The organism is Rhodococcus sp. NPDC078407 (genome assembly GCF_044542515.1).
In the GTDB taxonomy this organism is placed as follows: domain Bacteria; phylum Actinomycetota; class Actinomycetes; order Mycobacteriales; family Mycobacteriaceae; genus Rhodococcoides.
In genome coordinates, this window is the sequence record NZ_JBITUQ010000001.1 from 106,465 (window position 1) to 127,388 (window position 20,924).

The following is a 20,924-nucleotide window of genomic DNA, read 5'->3' on the forward strand; positions in this document are numbered from 1 at the left end:
CCACCGGCCACAGTAGGGTTGATCCATGCTGCACGAACCCTCCGACGACACGCCTGCCATCGCCGTATGGCCGGGATCCGCTTATCCGCTGGGCGCGACCTACGACGGAGCAGGAACCAATTTCGCCTTGTTCTCCGAGGTCGCGGAAGCAGTGGACCTGTGCTTGATCGCCGAGGACGGCACCGAGACTCGCATTCGCTTCGAGGAGTCCGACGGCTACGTGTGGCATGCGTACCTGCCCACGGTGGTACCGGGTCAGCGCTACGGATATCGCGTTCACGGCCCCTGGGATCCCGCTGCCGGGCATCGCTGCGATCCCAGCAAGTTGCTGGTGGATCCGTACGGCAAGGCCTTCGAGGGCTCGTTCGACGGTGACCGTTCACTGTTCTCCTACAACATGGATGCTCCTGCTCCCGAGCCCGAAGCCGAGCTGCCGGCCGACGAAGAATCGGCGGATCCGGTCGCCACCGAGGTTCCAGTCGGGGACGCTGCCGACCTCGCCGATGCCGATGGGGACGTCATCGAGGAAGCTCTCGTCGCACATGATGATGTACCGAACAGCGATTTCCCACAGCATGATTCGCTCGGACACACGATGACCACCGTCGTGATCAACCCCTTCTTCGACTGGCAGGCCGATCGCGCCCCCAAGCGCCCGTACCACGAGACGGTGATCTACGAGGCCCACGTCAAAGGGATGACGATCAACCACCCCGACATCCCCGAGGCCGAGCGCGGGACCTACGCCGGGCTGGCGCATCCGGTGATCATCGACCACCTCAACCATCTCGGTGTCACGGCTATCGAACTGATGCCGGTGCACCAGTTCATGCAGGATCAAGTACTGCTGGACAAGGGATTGCGAAACTACTGGGGCTACAACACCTTCGGATTCCTCGCTCCTCATGCGGAGTACTCCTCGCACCAATCGCCCGGTGCAGCGGTGACCGAATTCAAAGCGATGGTCCGTTCGTTCCACGCCGCCGGGATCGAGGTGATCCTCGACGTGGTCTACAACCACACAGCCGAGGGCAACCACATGGGTCCCACCATCAGCTTTCGCGGCATCGACAACGCCGCGTACTATCGGCTCGTCGACGGTGACCTCGAGCACTACATGGACTACACCGGAACCGGCAACAGCCTCAACGCTCGACACCCTCACACCCTGCAGCTCATCATGGACTCGCTGCGCTACTGGGTCACCGAGATGCACGTCGACGGGTTCAGGTTCGACCTCGCATCGACCCTGGCGCGTGAGCTACACGACGTCGATCGACTGAGCGCCTTCTTCGATCTGGTGCAACAGGATCCGATCGTGAGCCAGGTGAAGCTGATAGCCGAGCCCTGGGACGTGGGCGAGGGCGGCTACCAGGTCGGCAACTTCCCCGGCCTGTGGACCGAATGGAACGGCAAGTACCGCGACACCGTGCGCGACTACTGGCGGGGCGAGCCCGCGACCCTGGGCGAATTCGCGTCACGCCTGACCGGATCGTCCGACCTCTACGAGGCGACGGGCCGTCGACCGGGTGCGAGCATCAACTTCGTCATCGCCCACGACGGGTTCACCCTCAACGACCTGGTGTCGTACAACGACAAGCACAACGAGGCCAACGGCGAGGACAACAACGACGGAGAGAGCCACAACCGGTCGTGGAACTGCGGCGTCGAGGGCCCGACGGACGATCCCGAGATCCTCGATCTGCGGGCCCGCCAGATTCGCAACATCATGGCAACCTTGCTGCTCAGCCAGGGCACGCCGATGATTGCGCACGGCGACGAGATGGCACGAACTCAGCAGGGTAACAACAACGTCTACTGCCAGGACTCCGAACTGGCATGGATGGACTGGTCGCTCGCCGAGACCAACGCCGAACTGATCGAGTTCACGCGCAACGCGATTGCCTTACGCGCCGAGCACCCTGTCTTCCGTCGTCGCCGGTTCTTCGAGGGCCGTCCCATTCGTACCGGCGAGCAGGCACGAGACATAGCCTGGCTCACCCCCGCAGGCGAAGAGATGACTCCCGAGGACTGGGACAGCGGCTTCGGCAAGTCGCTGACCGTATTCCTCAACGGCGACGGAATCCCCGAACCCAATCAGCGCGGGGAGCGAGTGGTGGACGACTCGTTCCTGTTGTGCTTCAACGCACATCACGAAACTCTCGAGTTCGTCACCCCGGATGGCAACTACGCCAAGGAGTGGACCGTCGCATTGGATACGGCAACGCGCACAGGAGCGGGTGAGAAATCGATAGAAGCGGGTACACCGGTGAAAGTCACCGCTCGTTCCTTGCTCGTTCTACGAAAGACTGCCTGACATATGCCGCTGCCCACCAGCACTTACCGGTTACAACTGCGGGGCGATGCCTTCACCCTGGCCGACGCCTCCGACGTGGTCGACTACCTGCACGACCTCGGCGTCACTCACCTGTATCTGTCACCGATTCTCACTGCGACGGAGGGGTCGACACACGGATACGACGTCACCGACACCGCCACCGTGTCAGCCGCCCTGGGTGGCCGAGATGCGTTGACGCGGTTGCATTCTCGCGCCGCCGAACTGGGCATGGGGATCATCGTCGACATCGTCCCCAACCACGTCGGAGTGGAGGATCCGCGGCAGAACCGGTGGTGGTGGGACGTGCTGGAACGCGGCCGCGACTCCCAGTACTCGACGTATTTCGACATCGACTTCGGAGCCGACAACGGCGTCGACGGCAAGATTGCCATTCCCGTCCTCGGGAGCGACGGCGACGTCGCCGAGCTGACCGTCGACCGCACCGAGGACCGACCGCTGCTCGCGTTCTACGAGCACCGCTTCCCCATCGCCGACGGCACCGATGGTGACGACGCTCAGGCCGTGCACGACCGTCAGGCCTACCGCCTCGTCAGTTGGTCAGCGGGACTGATCGGGTACCGACGCTTCTTCTCGGTGAACGGCCTGGCCGGAATTCGGCAGGAAGACCTCGACGTCTTCACCGAGTCGCATCGTCAGGTGGCGAGCTGGATCGAAGACGGCCTGATCGACGGCCTACGCGTCGACCACCCCGACGGCTTGGCCGATCCCGCCGGCTACCTCACCGAGCTCCGCGGGCTGCTCGGTCCCGACCGCTGGCTGGTCATCGAGAAAATTCTGGCCGACGGCGAACCGCTGGACGAGTCGCTCCCCGTCGACGGAACCACCGGATACGACGCGTTGGCCGCTGTCGGTGGGGTGTTCGTCGACCCGGACGGCGCACCGGCACTGACAGCTCTGTCGCAGGTGCGCTCGGGCATCGCCTACGACGAGGAGACGCTGCACGAGACAGAGCTGGACCTCAAAACCGCGGTTGCACGCGGCGACCTGTCCCCCGAGGTCCGACGCCTCGCACGCGCCGTCATCCGCGAATCCGGCACCTCCGTCGATATCGACTCGGTCGTCGACGCGATCGTCGCCGTCGTCGCTGCGGTGCCGGTGTACCGCACCGATTACGCGCCGCTGGCCGGTGTGCTTCCGGGAGTCGTCGCCGAAATCGGCGACGATCGACCCGAGCTGGCACCGGGCCTTGATGCTCTGACCACGGCCCTGATCGCCGGGACCGAATCCCCGGTGCGGTTCGACCAGGTATGCGGTGCGGTCACGGCCAAGGGTGTCGAGGACTGCTTGTTCTACCGCACCAACCGATTGATCTCGCTGCAAGAGGTGGGCGGCGATCCTTCTCGTTTCGGTTGCAGCCCAGCGTACTTCCATCTGAAGAATGCAGACCGCGCGAAGCGTTGGCCGGCCGCGATGACGACACTGTCCACCCATGACACCAAACGCGGCGAGGATGTTCGCGCGCGGATCGGGGTGCTCTCGCAAACTCCCGAACTGTGGGCCCGGTGCATCACCGATTGGGAAGAGCTCACCCCGAGCCCCGATGGAACAACAGGAATGTTCTTGTGGCAGAACCTTTTCGGAGTCTGGCCGGTGGACGGAGTGATCACGTCCGAGCTGCGTGAACGCGTGCACGCCTACGCGGAGAAGGCAATCCGCGAGGCCGCCCGTCGGACGACATGGACCGACCCGGACGAGGACTTCGAGTCCGCGGTGCACGGCTGGCTCGACGCGATCTTCGACGGTGCCGTCGCGCGCTCGATGACGATGCTCGTTCAGAAGCTCGCTCCGCACGGCTATTCGGACGCACTCGGGCAGAAATTGCTGAACCTGGCCGGCCCCGGCATCCCCGATGTCTACCAGGGCACCGAGTTGTGGGAGGACTCGCTGGTGGACCCCGACAACCGCAGACCGGTCGACTACTCGGTGCGACGGTCCATGCTGGCCGCGTCCACCGATGGTCCGCCGTCCGTGGACACCGGCGCGGCCAAGATGGCCGTGGTTCGATCGGCACTGCACGTACGACGCGAGCGGCCGGACAGCTTCGTCGGCGGCACCTACGCGCCCATCGTCGCGGACGGGTCCGCTGCCGACCATCTCGTCGGATTCGCGCGCGGTCCGGTTCCCGGGAGCGCCGACGTCATCGCCTTGGCCACCCGGCTGTCGCTGGGCATCTCCGAAAACGGATGGGGGGAGACCTTCGTGACGCTGCCCGACGGTAGATGGCGCGACCGCATCACCGACGCCGAACACACGGGCACCGTCTCGGTGGCCGAGGTGTTCGCCTCACTCCCGGTTGCACTTCTGGTGCGCGACAACGAAGGAACGGTGACACCGTGACATCCGCAACCACAACATCTCCGGCAACGACTTCTTCGGCCACGACCCGTGAGTTCGCAGTATGGGCACCGACTCCGCAGAAAGTCCGCCTGCAACTCGACGACTCGGTACACGACATGCAGCGCTCCTCGGACGGGTGGTGGCGAGTAGAGGTGACTGCTGCTGCGGACAGTCGCTACGGGTTCCTCCTCGACGACGCGGACAAGGCGCTCCCCGATCCGCGATCACCCCGACAGCCCGACGGCGTGCACGAGCTGTCCCAGGTGTACGACACCGATCCCACGCTCTGGACCGATTCGGGGTGGACCGGGCGTCAGCTCCCCGGTTCGTCCATCTACGAACTGCATATCGGTACGTTCACCGACGAGGGCACCTTCGATGCGGCCATCGACAAGCTCGACCACCTCGTCGATCTCGGCGTCACGTTCGTCGAGATCATGCCGGTCAACGGCTTCAACGGCGTACACAACTGGGGATACGACGGCGTGCTCTGGTACACCGTGCACGAGGCGTACGGCGGACCGGGAGGCCTGCAACGCTTGGTCGACGCCTGCCATGGCCGCGGCATCGGCGTCGTCCTCGACGTGGTCTACAACCACCTCGGCCCGTCCGGTAACTACCTGGATCGTTTCGGCCCCTATCTGACCGAAGGGGCCAACAGCTGGGGTCAGGCGATCAACTACGCCGATGCAGACTCGGGCGAAGTGCGGCGATACGCCCTGGACAATGCTCTGCGCTGGTTCTCCGAGTTCCACATCGACGCGCTGCGTCTCGATGCAGTGCACGCGATCGTCGACCACACCGCGGTGCACCTGCTCGAGCAGCTCTCGATCGAAACCCGCACGCTGTCAGCGCATCTGGGTCGGCCCCTGACCCTGATCGCCGAAAGCGACCTGAACGATCCGTCGCTGATCACCGCACGGTCGGGTGGCGGCTACGGGCTCGACGCGCAGTGGGACGACGACGTACATCACGCGATCCATGCCGCGGTCTCCGGCGAACGGCAGGGGTACTACGGCGATTTCGGATCGCTCCAGGGGTTGGCGAACACACTGCGGCGAGGCTTCTTCCACGCCGGAACGTACTCCAGCTTCCGCGGCCGCATCCACGGCCGCCCACTGGACACGCGCCGAATCCCGGCCAGTTCGCTGGTGACCTACACGACCACCCACGACCAGGTCGGTAACCGCGCGATCGGCGACCGACCCGGCTTCTACCTGTCCCCCGGCCAGCTCGCGATCAAGGCCGCTCTGGTGCTGACCTCGCCCTTCACCCCGATGCTCTTCATGGGAGAGGAATGGGGAGCGTCGACTCCGTTCCAGTTCTTCACCTCGCATCCCGAGCCCGAACTCGGTAAGGCAACCGCAGAGGGACGTAAGGCGGAATTCGCCGAACACGGCTGGGACAAGAGCGATATCCCCGACCCCCAGGATCCCGAGACCTTCGAGCGATCGAAGTTGAACTGGTCCGAGCTGGGCGACGGCGACCATGCCAGGCTGTTGACGCTCTACCGTGATCTGTTGCGGCTGCGCCGTGACCGGGCCGAGTTGACCGACCCGTGGCTCGACCACGTGAAGGTGGAGTACGACGAGGACAAGCACTGGATAGTGGTTCGGCGCGGCCGGCTCAGCGTGGTGTGCAACCTGTCCGAATCCGCTGTGACGGTGCCGGTCGGCGGCTCACCACTGCTCGAGTGGGAGCCGACCGAACCGGACGAGACCAGCTCCGCCACAACGGTTCCCGGTCACTCCGTCACGGTGCTCGAATCGTGACTGTGTCGTAAATTCACCAACACGAACACGGCGGTGATCGCCAGCACCACCGCGGTGGCGACGGCCGCTACGTGCATGCCCGAGACGAACGCGGCATGTGCGGAGTCCAGCAGGACCGTCGCCACCGAATCCGGCAGTTCCCGAGCCACCGCATCGGCACCGCCGAGTGTTTCCGCTGCCCGGGCACCCAGTTCGGGAGCGAGTTGTGAGGTGTCGATCCCGCGTCGGAAGATGGCCATCACCACGGTGCCGAGGATGGCGACACCCAGCGCGATACCCAGCTCGTATGCGGTTTCCGAGACCGCCGAGGCAGCTCCCGCCCGTTCGGGTTCGACGGCACTGACCACCAGGTTGGACGTCAGCGTGAGCGCGAAACCGACACCGGCCCCCACCAGAACGAATCCGGCGATGAACAGCACCGGGCTGGTGTCCGTTCCGAGACCGACCAGGATGCCTGCGCCCGCAGCAGCGGCGAACATGCCTGCACCCAGAACCGTGCCTGCCGTGAAGTACCGAACCAGAACCGCTGCGAGCAGTGAGGTCACGATGCTGGCTGCCGTACCCGGCAGCAACAGCAGCCCGGCTTCGAGCGGACTGTTGCCCAGTACCAGCTGCAGATACTGCGAGCCGAAGAACAACACGCCGGCGAGCGCGAACACGGACAGGAAGTTCGTGGCCACACCCGTCGAGAAGGCACGGTTGGCGAACAACCGGATATCGATCATCGGGGCCTCGAGAGTCCGCTGGCGACGGACGAAGACGAACCCGGCAACTGCACCGACCACCGCACAGAGCAGATACACCACATCGAATCCATGCGCCGCAGTCTCTTTCACCGCAAACACCATCGGCACGATGGCGAGCATCGACAGCGCCGAGCTCGTCAGATCGAAACGACCCGGGTTCGGATCCTTCGACTCCGGAATGACCAGTGGACCCAGCGCGATCAACGCGATCATCACCGGGAGGTTGATGAGAAACACCGATCCCCACCAGAAATGTTCGAGAAGCCAGCCGCCCACGAGCGGGCCTGCGGCAGCCCCGCCACCGGCCATCGCGCCCCACACTCCGATAGCGGCGACCCGCTGGCGCGGATCGAGAAAGATCGTGCGAATCAGGCCGAGAGTCGCGGGCATCAGCGTCGCGCCGGAAATACCCTGGAGCACCCGTGCGGCAATCAGCATCTCCGCGCTGACGGAAAACGCGGCAATGAGCGAGGCGATACCGAAGCCGGCGGCACCGATCAGCAGCAGTCGACGACGTCCGATGCGGTCGCCGAGAGTGCCCATCGTGATGAGGAGGCCGGCCAGGACGAAGGAGTAGACGTCGATGATCCACAGCAGCTGATTGCTGGTCGGTGCCAGATCCGCGCTGACGAACGGCAGAGCCAGGTCGAGGACGGTGCCGTCGACGGCGATGAGAAGCACCGCGAACGCCAACACCACCAGACCGAGCCAATCTTTGGGACCGGCCCGATGCTCGGACGCTCCGCCGACCTCGTGCACCGAACCGGTGCGCACGTCACTCACTGGATCTCCTCAGTTCTGGACTCGGTAACGGCAGAAGCCGCCCGAAGCCGATCACGTACCAACCGTCCAGCCGGTACAGTGAACGAGAGTACCTCGAACCGTCCAGCCGGTAAAGTGAGTTTCATGTCATCGGACACCCGCGACCGCATTCTCGATTCACTCGAAACAATGCTGCTCGAACACGGCATGACGAAAGTGACTCTGGACAGCGTTGCTGCCGCAGCCGGAGTCTCGAAGGGCGGCCTGCTCTACCACTTCAAGACCAAGGATTCGTTGGTTGCCGCCATGGTGCGACGACTCGCTGTTCAAGCCGATCAGCAGCGCGCCGACGCCGGCGAAGGTGGCACCTCCGTCGCGGAATGGTATTTGCAACCACCCGATTGCATCTCGGAGAAAGAAATCGAGCTGTACCGATCGACACTGGCGGCACTGCGGAGCGTGGATGGGAACTCCGGCGAGGTGCAGGATGCGGTCGTCGACATGATGCAACAGTGGGACGAAGGCCTACGGGCCGAAATCGACGATCCGGTGCAGGCCGAAATCGTCCGACTCGTCGGCGACGGAATCTACCTCGCAGCAGTACTCGATCTACCTCCCGTGGACCCCGAACTGCACAAACGCGTCGTCGATCGCCTGCTCGGTCGGTGACTCAGGTCAGGTAGCGATACACCGGCGAACCCGGCTCCAGCTGCTCCACCTGCAGGTGGGAGGCTCTCATCCGCTCCAGGAGGGCGGACAGCCCGTCCGCTGCACCCAGTTGAATACCGACGAGCGCGGCACCTGTCTCCCGGTTGTTGCGCTTGACGTACTCGAACAAGGTGATGTCGTCGTCGGGTCCGAGTACCTCGTCGAGGAAACGACGCAGCGCCCCGGGCTCCTGCGGAAAGTCCACCAGGAAATAGTGCTTGAGGCCGAGATGAACCAACGACCGCTCGAGGATTTCGCCGTACCGCGAGACGTCGTTGTTGCCACCGGACACCAGACACACGACGGTGCTTCCCGGCGCTATATCGAGATGGTCGAGCGCGGCGACGGCGAGCGCGCCCGCAGGCTCGGCGATGACGCCCTCGTTCTGGTAAAGGTCGAGCATCGCGGTACACACCGCGCCCTCGTCGATCTGCGTGACGATGAACGCACTGGGCCCTGAACTGTCGAACACCGGCGCAGTGATCAGTGGCAACGACGCATGGGAGACCACGGTTGCCCCCAACGACTGCAACGCTGCGTACGGCACATCGCCGATGCGACGTACCGCGGCCCCGTCGACGAACGGATCGATGGTGGACAGCGTCACCGGACCGCCGGCGATCAGCGCTGCGGTCATGGATGCCGCTCCGGACGGTTCCACACCCACCAGCGACGTCTGCGGTGCGCGTTCACGCAGATAGCTGGAGATGCCCGCAATGCATCCGCCTCCGCCGACAGGCATCACGACGACGTCGGGTGCGGTGCCGAGTTGCTCGACGATTTCGGACGCGATGGTGCCTTGGCCGGCCACGGTTCGCGGATCGTCGAACGGCGGCACCATGGTGGCACCGGTACGGGCGACATCGGTGGCCGCAGCCGCGGCCGCGGCATCGAAGGTATCGCCGATGACGATAAGTTCCACGAAATCGCCGCCGTGCACCCGGATGCGATCACGCTTCTGCTTGGGGGTGTTCGCCGGGACGTAGATCCGCCCGTGCACCTGCATCGAGCGACACGCGAATGCCACTCCCTGGGCGTGGTTTCCGGCGCTGGCGGTCACGACGCCCACCGCCCGCTCGGCATCGGTCAGCTGGTCCATCAGGTTGTACGCACCACGAATTTTGTACGACCGCACGATCTGCAGGTCTTCGCGCTTGAGGTACACCGTCGCACCGGTCTCTGCCGACAAGCGCTCGCACAATTGCAGGGGTGTCGCATCCACGACCGACGAAATTCGCAGCGCAGCGGCATCGATGTCGGCCGCGGTGACGGCTACCGACGATGATTGCTGGGCGGCGAGGTCAGGGGATGAGGACACCAGCACATGCTGCCACCAGCGTGGAACGGTCCCCCACTCGGGACCGGGTGAGCGGCGACCGATACCGATCTTCGGTGTGTGCCCACCGAATATTCAAATACCCAGCTGGACAGGTGGGCATCTGAATATCGAGTGGGCAGACGCGCTCGATACCGCCTTCAGGCGCGCGCGAGCACGAAAACAGGGATCTCGCGGTCGGTCTTCTTCTGGTAGTCGGCGTAGTCGGGGTACGCCGCGACCGAGCGTTCCCACCACACGGCTTTCTCGTCGCCGGTCACTTCGCGAGCGACGTAGTCGTGCTTCTCGGTCCCGTCCTGCAGCTCGACGAGCGGCTCGGCTTTGACATTGTGATACCAGACCGGATGCTTGGGAGCTCCGCCCAGCGAGGCGACGATGGCATATTCACCGTCGTGCTCGACCCTCATCAATGGCGACTTACGCAGCTTGCCGCTCTTGTTGCCCTTGGTCGTGAGCAGCACGACCGGCATGCCGTTCATCATCGTGCCTTCGGTTCCGCCGGAGTTCTCGTACAGCTCGGCCTGCTTACGGGCCCAATCCGATGAACTCGGTTCGTATTCTCCTGTCAATGGCATGGTTTTCAGTCAACACCTCGCGGCGTCGCGACGCCACACCATCGGGAACATTGCCTGGTCCAGATGTGAAGTTCGGTAGCCCGAAATACTGGATGGGTATAGTCTGAACTTCACCCGCCGGACGGCCGAATCGATCATCACCGGACGCAGCCAAGAAGAACGCGATGACCTTCACGAGCACTCGGGTGAGCCGACGACCCGCAGCCGTCCTCCGCAGCGTCGACGTGGCAGGCATTGCGTGGCCGGTCTACAAACTCGAAGCCCTCGCTCTGGGATCGCTGGTATTTCTCGCGACGCTTGTCCTGGCCGGCTCGCTGCAGGCAGCGGTACTCACCGGTGCAGCCGCTGCCGTCGCGGCCTGGTGGACGCTGCGCCTCACCGAGCTGCATGCCCTGACCGGCCTGCATGCGCCCGGCCAGGCATCACCCCGTCAGGCAACCCGGCCCCAGTAGCGCCTTCAGGTCTCCCATCAACGCCGATGTCGGCGTCACGCGGAGGCTGTCGTCCAGTTTCATCGTGGTGATCTTGTCGCCACTGACCAGCCGAAGGTGCACATCCGAGGTTCCCGGGTGACTGGACAGTACTCGTTTGAGGGCCCCGACCTTGTCCGCGGTGCACAGCCGCGTCGGCAGACTGACCGCGAGCGGCTTGTCGATCCCCACCATCGACAGATCGGGCACCGCCAGGTCATTGGCGACCAACGACACTCGATCATCACGCACCGATACCCGGCCCTTGACCAGTACCACCGAGTCCTCGGTGACATCGGCACCGAACACCGAGTACGCCTGTGGGAAGAACAGCACTTCGATACCGCCCGCAAGATCTTCGAGCTGAGCCGAAGCCCACGTCAGGCCGTTCTTGTTGATCCGCCGATTCACCGAAGCCAGAATCCCGCCGACGGTGACCTGAGTGCCGTCCTTGATGTCACCCTCGAGAATGGTCGGGATGTTGCAGTCGGACTTCGAAGCGAGCATGTGCTCGACGCCCAGGAGTGGATGGCCCGAGACGTAGAGCCCCAGCATCTCGCGTTCGAGAGCGAGCCGATGCTTGGATTCCCACTCCTCGTCCGGCACCCGAACGTTGAACACTGCGGAGATGGATTCGTCGGCATCCTCGCCGCCGAACAGATCGAACTGACCGATCGCCTCGGCCTTCTTGGTACCCATCACTGCGTCGATCGCGTCGGCGTGAATGAGCATCAGACCCTTGCGCGGATGGTCGAGTGAGTCGAAAGCGCCTGCCTTGATCAAAGATTCGGTGACCTTCTTACTGCACGCGACCGCATCGATCTTGCCAAGATAGTCCGAGAAATCGGTGTACTTGGACTTCTCCGACCGCGCCCTGATGATCGCCGCAACCACGTTCGTTCCGACGTTTCGTACCGCGCCGAGTCCGAACCTGATGTCCTTGCCCACCGAGGCGAAGTTGAGCTCGGATTCGTTGACGTCCGGTGGCAGCACCGTGATGCCCAGCTTGCGGCAGTCGGCGAGGTAGATCGCGGCCTTGTCCTTGTCGTCGCCGACGCTGGTGAGCAGGCCGGCCATGTACTCGGCCGGGTAGTTGGCTTTGAGGTATGCCGTCCAGTACGAGACCAGGCCGTATCCGGCCGAGTGCGACTTGTTGAACGCGTAGCCGGCGAACGGAAGCACGGTGTCCCACAGCGCCTTGATGGCCGCCTCGGAGAAATCGTTGTCCAACATGCCCTGCCGGAACCCGGCGTAGGCCTTTTCGAGCTCGGAAAGTTTCTTCTTGCCCATGGCACGACGCAGCAGGTCGGCTTGGCCGAGGGTGTACCCGGCGACCTTCTGCGCAAGCTGCATGATCTGCTCCTGGTAGACCACCAGGCCGTACGTCTCGCCGAGGATCACCTTGAGCGGCTCTTCGAGCTCGGGGTGAATCGGCTTGACCTCTTGCCGCCCGTTCTTACGGTCGGCGTAGTCATTGTGGGAGTTCATGCCCATCGGACCCGGGCGGTACAGCGCGAGAACGGCAACGATGTCCTCGAAGCCGGTGGGCTGCATACGGCGGAGCAGATCGCGCATGGCGCTGCCGTCGAGCTGGAAGACGCCGAGAGTGTCTCCGCGAGAGAGCAAGTCGAAGGTGGCCGGGTCGTCGAGCGGGAGAGCGTCGAGGTCGATGTCGATGCCGCGGTTGGCCTTGATGTTGTCGATGGCGTCACCGATGACGGTGAGGTTGCGCAGACCGAGGAAGTCCATCTTGAGCAGGCCGATGGCCTCGCACGACGGGTAGTCCCACCCGGTGATGATCGCGCCGTCCTGCGCTCGCTTCCACACCGGAATGGCGTCTGTGAGCGGCTCCGACGACATGATGACCGCGCAGGCATGTACGCCCGCGTTGCGAATCAGGCCTTCGAGCCCCTTGGCGGTCTTGTAGATGGTCGCGACGTCGGGGTTGGAGTCGATGAGCGCTCGAACCTCGACGGCCTCCTTGTAGCGCTCGTGCGCGGGGTCGGTGATGCCCGCCACGGAGATGTCCTTGGCCATGATGGGCGGCGGCAACGCCTTGGTGATCTGATCGGCGATGCCGAAACCGGGCTGGCCGAACTGCACGCGCGCGGAGTCCTTGATCGCGGCCTTGGTCTTGATGGTGCCGAACGTGATCACCTGGGCGACGCGATCGCTGCCCCACTTCTCGGTGGCGTAGCGAACCATCTCACCGCGACGGCGATCATCGAAGTCGATATCGATATCGGGCATCGACACACGTTCCGGGTTGAGGAATCGCTCGAAGAGCAGCCCGTGCGGCAGCGGGTCGATGTTGGTGATGCCCATGGCGTAGGCGACCAGCGATCCCGCTGCGGAACCTCGGCCGGGCCCGACGCGAATGCCGACGGCCTTGGCGTGATTGATCAGGTCACCGACCACCAGGAAGTAGGCCGGGAATCCCATTTCCAGGATGACCTTTATCTCGTACTCGGCCCGCGCCAGGTAGTCCTCGGCGGGGCCGTCGGGGAACCGACGCTCCAGCCCGGTCATGACCTCGTGGCGCAACCAGGTGCCCTGGGTGTGGCCCTCGGGAACCGGGAAGATCGGCATCCGGTCTCGGTGCGCCCACACCTCGTCGTACGGCTGTACTCGCTCGGCGATGAGCAGTGTGCTGTCGCAGGCACCGGGTACCTGGTCGTCCCAGAGCGCGCGCATCTCGGCAGCGGACTTGAGGTAGTAGCCGTCGCCGTCGAATTTGAAGCGGGTGGGGTCGCTCAACGTCTTACCGGTCTGGATACACAGCAACGCCTCGTGATTCTCGGCGGCGTCCTTGGTGACGTAGTGGCAGTCGTTGGTGGCCAGCGGCGGGATGGACAGCTTCTTGCCGATATCGAGCAGACCTTCGCGGACGCGTCGCTCGATGGACAGGCCGTGATCCATCAGTTCGAGGAAAAAATTGTCCGGTCCCCAGATCTCCTGCCACTTGGCGGCAGCTTCGAGTGCCTCGCGCTCCTGACCGAGACGAAGCCGAGTCTGCACCTCCCCGGACGGGCAGCCGGTGGTGGCGATGATGCCCTCCGCGTGCGAGGCGATGATCTCCTCGTCCATGCGCGCCCATTTGCCGAGCTGGCCTTCGATCGACGCGAGCGAGGACAACTTGAACAGGTTCCGAACGCCGGTGGCGTTCTCCGCCACCATCGTCATGTGGGTGTACGCACCACTACCGGAGACGTCGTCGGACTTCTGGCTTCGATCACCCCACAGGACACGCTTCTTGTTGAACCGAGATTCCGGAGCGATGTAGGCCTCGATGCCGATGATCGGTTTGATGCCGGCCTTTTTGGCCTCGTTGTAGAACTCGCTGGCCCCGTACATGTTGCCGTGGTCGGTCATGCCGACCGCCGTCATCTCCAACCGCGCCGCCTCGGCGAACATGGCCCCGATCTTGGCGGCACCGTCGAGCATCGAATACTCGGTGTGGTTGTGCAGATGAACGAACGAATCGGCCACGAAGGTTCTCTCCTGAAGGTCGTGCGTTTTCGATGAAGACGAGCCGCGAATGCACTCACTCTAGGCGGTGCAACCGACAGATTTTTCAGGCCGCCGGTGTGTCCTGGGAGGACGTGACAGGTGTGACGAACGAGACTGAAGTTGCCTCATTCGGCAGGAACTTGCCCGTCGTCCGGCAATGGCCCTACGACGTCGACGTACTCCGGAAGCAGCGGCTCCACAGCGAACTTCCCGGACACCGCGTCGGGCGGAAGCGCCTCCACCGCCCGCACTTCCGCGCGTCCGGCCACCTCGCTCAACTCTGCCGCGGTACCACGCACCACCAGCGTCGCCACGCACGCGCATCCGGCCAGCAACCGGCGCTGCGCCACTGCAGATATCCGCATCTGCCGCTCCCCTGCGCCGGAATATTCCTGCGCCTGGCTCGCTGCGCGTGCGGTCGAGTTCAGCACCGACCGCTCACTGCCCGGAACGCCGACCGTGAGAATCGGTGTCTGTACGCGATCGAGCGGCACACGAAAGAGCACCTGCGAAATGCGCACCCCGCTCGCGGCGGCGTAGGCCTGTTCGGCCGTGAGTTCGCGATCGAACGACACAGACCCCCAGCGGGGTTCGGTGTCGTCGGTTCGCAGGCTCGCTTCGGCTCGAGCCAGGTAGTCGCTCACCTGCTCTCCCCTGTCCGGGCCGAGCCGGTCGGTAGCAATGCCCGGTTGCCGCTGCGGGTTCAGATGTCCGACGACGGCCAGGCCACCGACCATCAGAGCGGCAACGATCACGACACCGACCACACCCGAGAATCCGCGCATCACGCCTTCCGGAGAACCTCGAGAGCATGTTCGAGGTCGGCCGGATACTTGCTTTCGATCTCCACCCAGCGGCCGTCGGACGGATGCGCGAAGCCGAGCGAACGTGCATGCAACCACTGGCGCTCGAGACCCAACCGTTCGGCCAGCCGTGGATCGGCGCCGTAGGTCAGATCCCCGCAACACGGGTGTCGCAGCGCCGAGAAGTGGACGCGAATCTGGTGTGTGCGGCCGGTTTCCAAGTGCACGTCCAGCAAGCTCGCCGCCTGGAACGCCTCGACGGTGTCGTAGTGGGTCACACTGGGCTTGCCATCGGCGCGCACCGCGAACTTCCAGTCGTTGCTGCCGTGTCGCCCGATCGGAGCATCGATGGTTCCGCTACTCGGATCGGGATGTCCTTGCACCAGTGCGTGATAACGCTTGTCGATGGTCCGCGCCTTGAACGCGCGCTTGAGCACCGTGTAGGCCCGCTCGGACGTCGCGACCACCATCACCCCGGACGTCCCGACATCGAGACGGTGCACAATGCCTTGGCGCTCGTGCGCACCGGACGTGGAGATTCGGAACCCCGCGGCAGCCAGTCCGCCGATGACGGTCGGACCGGTCCAGCCGACACTGGCATGTGCAGCGACCCCGACGGGTTTGTCCACCGCGACGACGTCGTCGTCGGCGTAGAGGATTTCCATGCCCTCCACCGGTTCGGCTTCGATCGTCAGCTCACGAGCGGGCTCGGGCAGCGTCACTTCGAGCCATGAACCTGCGGCCAACCGATCGGACTTGCCCACGGCACCGTGATCGACCAGAACCGCGCCTTCCTCGGCCAGTGCGGCGGCGACGGTGCGCGAGAGTCCCAGTAATCGGGCGAGCCCGGCATCGACCCGCATTCCGTCCAAACCGTCGGGCACCGGCATCGAACGCGATTCCCTCACGTGTCGGCCTGTTCCGAGGTGGTGGACTTCGCCTTCGTGACACGTTCGCCGTTCGGCTCGAAGCCGAACAGGCTCAGCGCGACCAGGAGGATAGCTCCACAGACGATGGACGAGTCGGCGACGTTGAACACCGGCCACCACCCCACCGACACGAAATCGACTACGTGCCCTTGAAACGGACCGGGAGCGCGGAAGAAGCGGTCGATCAGGTTGCCGAGCGCTCCGCCGAGAACCAGACCCAGCCCCAACGCCCACCACGGTGATCGCAGCGTCCGACCGATCTTGATCACACCGATGACAACCGCAACGGCCACCACGGTCAGCAACCACGTCATGCCGGTGGCCATGGAGAACGCCGCACCGGGGTTGCGCACCAACCGCAGCGTCACCACGTCGCCGATGATCTCGATCGGGCTGCCGGGCCGGACGAAGTGCACGGCCAGAACCTTGGTCACCAGATCGAACAGCAGAATCACCGCGGCGATGGCAATGAGCAGACGAGTCTTGAGCGGCTTCGCCGGCCCGTCGACGGCGCTGTCGGCATCGGTCACCTGCGGGTCCGCGGTCTCGTTCGGTGCCGGGACATCGCTGGTCTCGGGCGTCGGGTCGTCGGCGCGGTCGTCACTCACCTCTCCATCATGGCGCATCGACGCCGGCGCACGTTCATCCGTGCCGCGCGATACCGGTCACCGGGCAGGCTGTCAGTAGCCTGGTGGCCGTGAAGTCGACCGCCCGCACCCACACCGTCCGTTCCCGCACCGCTCGCTCCCGTAGCGTCCGCTCCGGCTTTCTCGCTGCCTGCTGTGCGGCGGTTCTGGTGGCCGGATGTTCGAGTACCGACGCCGAACCCGAACAAGACGCCGAACAGGCGGCCTCCACCAGCGAGGTGACGATCGCGGTGACACCGACGACCATCACGGTCGTGGACCCGGGAGCCGAGCCCCGTCGCGTACTGGCGTTCGCCACGAGCGACACGGACTCCCAGGACGTGGACCTCACCACCACCTCCACGGTGCAGCAGCAGATCAACGACGGCGCACCGCAGGACTTCTCCAGTCCGGAGTTGACGTTGCCCCTGAGCGCATCGACTGCCACTGCCGTACCGGAGGACGACGCGTCGAACGGGGCAACCCGGTCGATCGACCTGACCGTCGGCGCGGCCACGTCGCCCGACGAGAGTCTGAACGATGCGCTGTCCGCGTCGGAGGGCTCCACGGCACGGCTGGCAACCACCGATACCGGAGCGATCACCGCGTTGCACATCACTCCGGCCGAGGCCGCGCTCGACACCGCCAGGGCAGCGATCGAACGCTCGTTCAATGCCGCGGTGTACCGCTCCGTCGCTTTTCCCGACGACGAAGTCGGAGTCGGTGCCGTGTGGACCGTCGATCAACAGGTACTGAGCGGCATCACGCTGAACCAGCGCACGACCGTCACCCTGCGAGCACTCGACGGCAACCGAGCGACCGTGGATGTCGCCATCACCCAGACGCCCGAATCCTCGGTGTGGAACCTCCCCGACAATGCCGGCACGCTGAACATCGCCTCGTACACGTACACCGGTTCGGGAACCCTGGACATCGATCTGACGCAGCCACTTCCCGTCGGAGGTTCCATCACCGCGGCAGGTGAGCAGATGTACACCGATCCCGACAGCACCACAGTGCTGCGGCAGACCGTCGGAGACTCGATCACCTGGGGTGACCGATGACCCCGACGCCAACTCGCACTCAGACTCGGTTTCTTGCCGGGCTGTCGCTGCTCGGACTGGCCGCGGCCGCCGGATGTGGCTCGGACGATCCGGGACAGGCCCCTGCGCCGGTACCGACCACCGTCGTCGCCGCACCCGATCCCCTGCTCGGTACCCCCATCACCGACTCCGACGTCCTGACCGCATCGATGCTGGGGCTCGGCGACCTGCCGGACGGCTTCTCCTCCATCCCCGACCCGGTACGCGACCTGGGACTCGACCCTGCTCCGGACTACGATTCACCCGACGAATCCAGCACCGATCCGGCCGAGTGTGCTGCCGTCATCGCACCGGTGTCGGAGCAGGTCGCCGGAGCGGCCACGTCTGCGGTGGTTCGCTTCTCGGGGCCGAACTTCTCGTCGATCGACGAGGACGCGGCGAGCTACGTAGGGACCGGGACCGCAGATGCATTCGCAGCGGTGCAGCAGGCGTGGACCGGATGCGCCGAATTCACCGGCACGGATGCCGACGGGGTGAGCGTCGAGTACGCGCTGGCCGGCCGCGAGCAGCCGCAGATCGGCGATGCGTCCGCTTCCATCCGTCTGACCACCAACAGCGAAGGATTCACGCTGATCTCCGACGTCGTCGTAGCCGTGGTCGATTCGACCGTCGTGCAGATCGTCGTCTCCGATCAGAGCGGCCTCGAACCCGAGACCGTCACTGCTGTGGCCGAAGCCGCCGCCGACCGTATCCGGTCGGCGACACCGAACGCCTGAGCACTACCGCTCCCACGAGAAACTGCCGCTCCCACGAGAAACTGCCGCTTCCACGAGAAACTGCCGGTGACATCCCCCGAAGGGAATGTCACCGGCAGTGTCAGGTGCGGTCAGAGACGATCGGCAGGACTCAGGGTGCGGGGCACGCCGGGCTGGTCAGCTGCGCGAGAGAAACGATGCCGCAGGCGTTCTCCTTGGAGAGCTTCCACACGCCGTCCTCGGGGACGAACTGGAACGTGCCCGGGTTGGCCTGCCCGTTGAGGGTGATGGTGATGCCTGCATTGAGAACGCCGGTGCCGAGGTCGTCGATGCTCGTGATCTCGATCTGAGCGTTGTTGGCCACCGCAGCCGCGGCAACCTGGTTGATCAGATCCGGGTCCTCGGACGCGCCCTGGATGAGAGCCGCCTTCTCCTCGACCGGGACGTTGGGGTCCAGTCCGCGCATGAGCTGAGTGTTGAGCTCCTCGACCGTGGGTGCCGGCGGGTAAGCGCCGCCCTCGGGTGGTGCCACCGCGGAGGTGGTCGTGGCGGCCGTCGTCGTCGTATCCGCCGTCTCGCCCTCCTCGGAGCTGCAGGCGGTCATGGTGAGCGCTGCGGCGATGGCGATACCGGCAACCATTGCCCGTCGGGTGTTGCGAAGCTTCAAGTGCTTGTCCTTTTCACTCTGAGTCACGTCTCGATCGTTCTGTGACTCGTCGGTCGTCTGGGTAAAGGTCGTCTCGGACCGGAGTCCACTATGTCAGCTCGGATCGGTCCAGGCACAACCCGTAACCGCTACCTGTGAAACCTCACAGAGTTTCCTCAGCTCTGCCACAACTCACTTCAGGCTGTCGAGAACATGGGCGACGACCAGGTTCTCGTCCGATTCGGCGAACGTGCGCGCGGTTCCGGGCCCGGTGGTGCGGGTCTCGAATCTGACGGTCACCACCCCATGGCCGGCACCCTGCACCCAACCGTGACCGAAGTCGGAATGCCGAACATCCATGCCGGTCTGCCAGCGCGGACCGTCCGGTACGGCAATCTCGGGCGATGCCTCGACCGTCGGTGTCGACTCCTCCGTCACGTCCGCAACGGGTTCGTGTTCGAGTTCGGGGAACAGCGACCCCTGCCGAACGGCCGAGAGTCCGGCCAACCCGACCCCGACCAGCCGAATCGGCCCGACGTCGACGGGATCGACCGCCAATCGCTGCGCGGTCGCCACGATGGTCTGCTTGTCCACGGTCGCATAGGGCAACGTCGCCGATCGGGTGATGATGCTCATGTCGGACTTGCGCAGTTTGAGCACCACCGTCCTGGCACCCCGACCGTCCTTCAGCAATCGGCGATGGGTGGACTCGACGATGGACTCGATGGCCGGACGAAGCTGCGTGAGGGAGATGAGATCCTGCGCGAACGTGGTTTCGGCACTGACCTGCTTGGCCTCGGCGCGCTCGGCCACCACTCGATTGTCGATGCCGCGCGCCAGCTGATGCAGGCTCGGCCCCATCGTGGCACCGAGAATGGATGCCACCTCGGACTCGGGGGTGGCCACGAACTTACCGATCGTGTCGATTCCCAAGCGCCGCAACCGCTCTCCGGCCACCGGGCCGATCCCCCACAGCTTGCGCACCGGTAGCGTGGCCATCAACTCGGCCTGGATTCCCGGAGCGACGACGGTGATGCCGTCAGGCTTGGCCAGGCCCGACGCGATCTTGGCGATCTGCTTTCCCGATCCGGCACCGATCGAGGCCACCAAGCCGGTCTCGGACAGCACCCGGGCCCGCAGATCGGCGCAGAACTTCTCGACCTCGCTCACGGTTGCGCCTGCCAGTTCGATCGGCTCACCGAACGCCTCGTCGATCGAGAGTTGTTCGAGGATCGGCATCCGCCCGCGCAGTGCTTCGAACCCCCGCCGACTCAGCTCGGAGTACAACGGGAACCGGGGTGGCAATACCACCGCACCTGCCCCGACCAGCCGACGCGCCTGATGCATCGGCATCGCCGATCGGGCTCCGAACGCACGCGCCTGATAGCTGCAGCCCGCCACCACACCTCGCCCGCCTGCTCCCCCGACGAGAACCGGTCGACCGCGCAGCGTGGGCCTGGTCAATTGCTCGGCGGAGGCGAAGAACGCATCCATGTCCATATGCAGTACCCATCGGCGACTCCGCAGAGTGTCGTCGGCGATGTTCG

At 64.8% G+C, this 20,924-nt stretch carries 16 protein-coding genes; 7 read left to right on the plus strand and 9 right to left on the minus strand.

The features are described from left to right. The first annotated feature begins 25 nt into the window (after positions 1–25). From glgX to treZ, 3 genes are read left to right on the plus strand one after another with little or no spacing between them, the layout of a single operon-like run. Complete coding sequence (gene glgX / locus ACIGGF_RS00510) at positions 26–2,317, plus strand: glycogen debranching protein GlgX (protein ID WP_397519503.1); 2,292 nt, start codon at positions 26–28, stop codon at positions 2,315–2,317. 3 nt (positions 2,318–2,320) lie between these two features. Further along, entirely contained in the window at positions 2,321–4,696 is a 2,376-nt protein-coding gene (treY, locus tag ACIGGF_RS00515) for a malto-oligosyltrehalose synthase (protein ID WP_397519504.1), read from the plus strand. After that, on the plus strand, positions 4,693–6,468 hold the full coding sequence (gene treZ, locus ACIGGF_RS00520; protein WP_397519505.1) for a malto-oligosyltrehalose trehalohydrolase: 1,776 nt from the start codon (positions 4,693–4,695) through the stop codon (positions 6,466–6,468). Before treY ends, treZ begins: the two co-directional genes overlap by 4 nt. On the opposite strand, the gene ACIGGF_RS00525 is transcribed toward treZ, so the two are convergent. Further along, positions 6,441–7,997, minus strand: a complete 1,557-nt coding sequence (locus ACIGGF_RS00525) for an MFS transporter (protein WP_397519506.1) — start codon at positions 7,995–7,997, stop codon at positions 6,441–6,443. The genes treZ and ACIGGF_RS00525 overlap by 28 nt on opposite strands. A gap of 123 nt (positions 7,998–8,120) precedes the next feature. Here ACIGGF_RS00525 and ACIGGF_RS00530 point away from each other — a divergent pair, with 123 nt between their 5' ends. After that, on the plus strand, positions 8,121–8,645 hold the full coding sequence (locus ACIGGF_RS00530; RefSeq protein WP_397519507.1) for a TetR/AcrR family transcriptional regulator: 525 nt from the start codon (positions 8,121–8,123) through the stop codon (positions 8,643–8,645). A 1-nt stretch (position 8,646) separates the two neighbouring features. On the opposite strand, the gene ilvA is transcribed toward ACIGGF_RS00530, so the two are convergent. Further along, on the minus strand, positions 8,647–10,002 hold the full coding sequence (gene ilvA, locus ACIGGF_RS00535) for a threonine ammonia-lyase IlvA (protein WP_397519508.1): 1,356 nt from the start codon (positions 10,000–10,002) through the stop codon (positions 8,647–8,649). A 158-nt stretch (positions 10,003–10,160) separates the two neighbouring features. Beyond that, positions 10,161–10,595 (minus strand): nitroreductase family deazaflavin-dependent oxidoreductase, encoded by a 435-nt coding sequence (locus ACIGGF_RS00540; RefSeq protein WP_397519509.1) that lies wholly within the window; start codon positions 10,593–10,595, stop codon positions 10,161–10,163. 164 nt (positions 10,596–10,759) lie between these two features. Between ACIGGF_RS00540 and ACIGGF_RS00545 the strand changes: the two genes are divergently transcribed. Then, positions 10,760–11,047, plus strand: a complete 288-nt coding sequence (locus ACIGGF_RS00545; protein ID WP_397519510.1) for a hypothetical protein — start codon at positions 10,760–10,762, stop codon at positions 11,045–11,047. On the opposite strand, the gene dnaE is transcribed toward ACIGGF_RS00545, so the two are convergent. The 4 genes from dnaE to lspA form a co-directional block, all read right to left on the minus strand. Continuing rightward, the gene (dnaE, locus tag ACIGGF_RS00550; protein ID WP_397519511.1) at positions 11,018–14,554 is read right to left on the minus strand and encodes a DNA polymerase III subunit alpha; all 3,537 of its coding nucleotides are present in this window, start codon (positions 14,552–14,554) and stop codon (positions 11,018–11,020) included. The two genes, ACIGGF_RS00545 and dnaE, sit on opposite strands and share 30 nt — an antisense overlap. 146 nt (positions 14,555–14,700) lie before the next feature. Continuing rightward, a complete protein-coding gene (locus ACIGGF_RS00555) occupies positions 14,701–15,360 on the minus strand; it encodes a hypothetical protein (RefSeq protein WP_397519828.1) in 660 nt (219 codons plus the stop codon). After that, a complete protein-coding gene (locus ACIGGF_RS00560) occupies positions 15,360–16,286 on the minus strand; it encodes an RluA family pseudouridine synthase (protein WP_397519512.1) in 927 nt (308 codons plus the stop codon). Before ACIGGF_RS00560 ends, ACIGGF_RS00555 begins: the two co-directional genes overlap by 1 nt. Beyond that, a complete protein-coding gene (gene lspA, locus ACIGGF_RS00565) occupies positions 16,283–16,933 on the minus strand; it encodes a signal peptidase II (protein ID WP_397519513.1) in 651 nt (216 codons plus the stop codon). The genes ACIGGF_RS00560 and lspA overlap by 4 nt, the downstream gene beginning before the upstream one ends. A 71-nt stretch (positions 16,934–17,004) precedes the next feature. On the opposite strand from lspA, the gene ACIGGF_RS00570 reads away from it, so the two are divergent. Together ACIGGF_RS00570 and ACIGGF_RS00575 are read left to right on the plus strand one after the other, a co-directional pair. After that, on the plus strand, positions 17,005–17,997 hold the full coding sequence (locus ACIGGF_RS00570) for a hypothetical protein (RefSeq protein ID WP_397519514.1): 993 nt from the start codon (positions 17,005–17,007) through the stop codon (positions 17,995–17,997). Continuing rightward, positions 17,994–18,752 (plus strand): hypothetical protein, encoded by a 759-nt coding sequence (locus ACIGGF_RS00575; protein ID WP_397519515.1) that lies wholly within the window; start codon positions 17,994–17,996, stop codon positions 18,750–18,752. Before ACIGGF_RS00570 ends, ACIGGF_RS00575 begins: the two co-directional genes overlap by 4 nt. A 130-nt stretch (positions 18,753–18,882) precedes the next feature. On the opposite strand, the gene ACIGGF_RS00580 is transcribed toward ACIGGF_RS00575, so the two are convergent. Further along, complete coding sequence (locus ACIGGF_RS00580) at positions 18,883–19,371, minus strand: hypothetical protein (RefSeq protein ID WP_397519829.1); 489 nt, start codon at positions 19,369–19,371, stop codon at positions 18,883–18,885. A 198-nt stretch (positions 19,372–19,569) separates the two neighbouring features. Then, the gene (locus ACIGGF_RS00585) at positions 19,570–20,877 is read right to left on the minus strand and encodes a DNA polymerase IV (protein WP_397519830.1); all 1,308 of its coding nucleotides are present in this window, start codon (positions 20,875–20,877) and stop codon (positions 19,570–19,572) included. Positions 20,878–20,924: the final 47 nt, after the last annotated feature.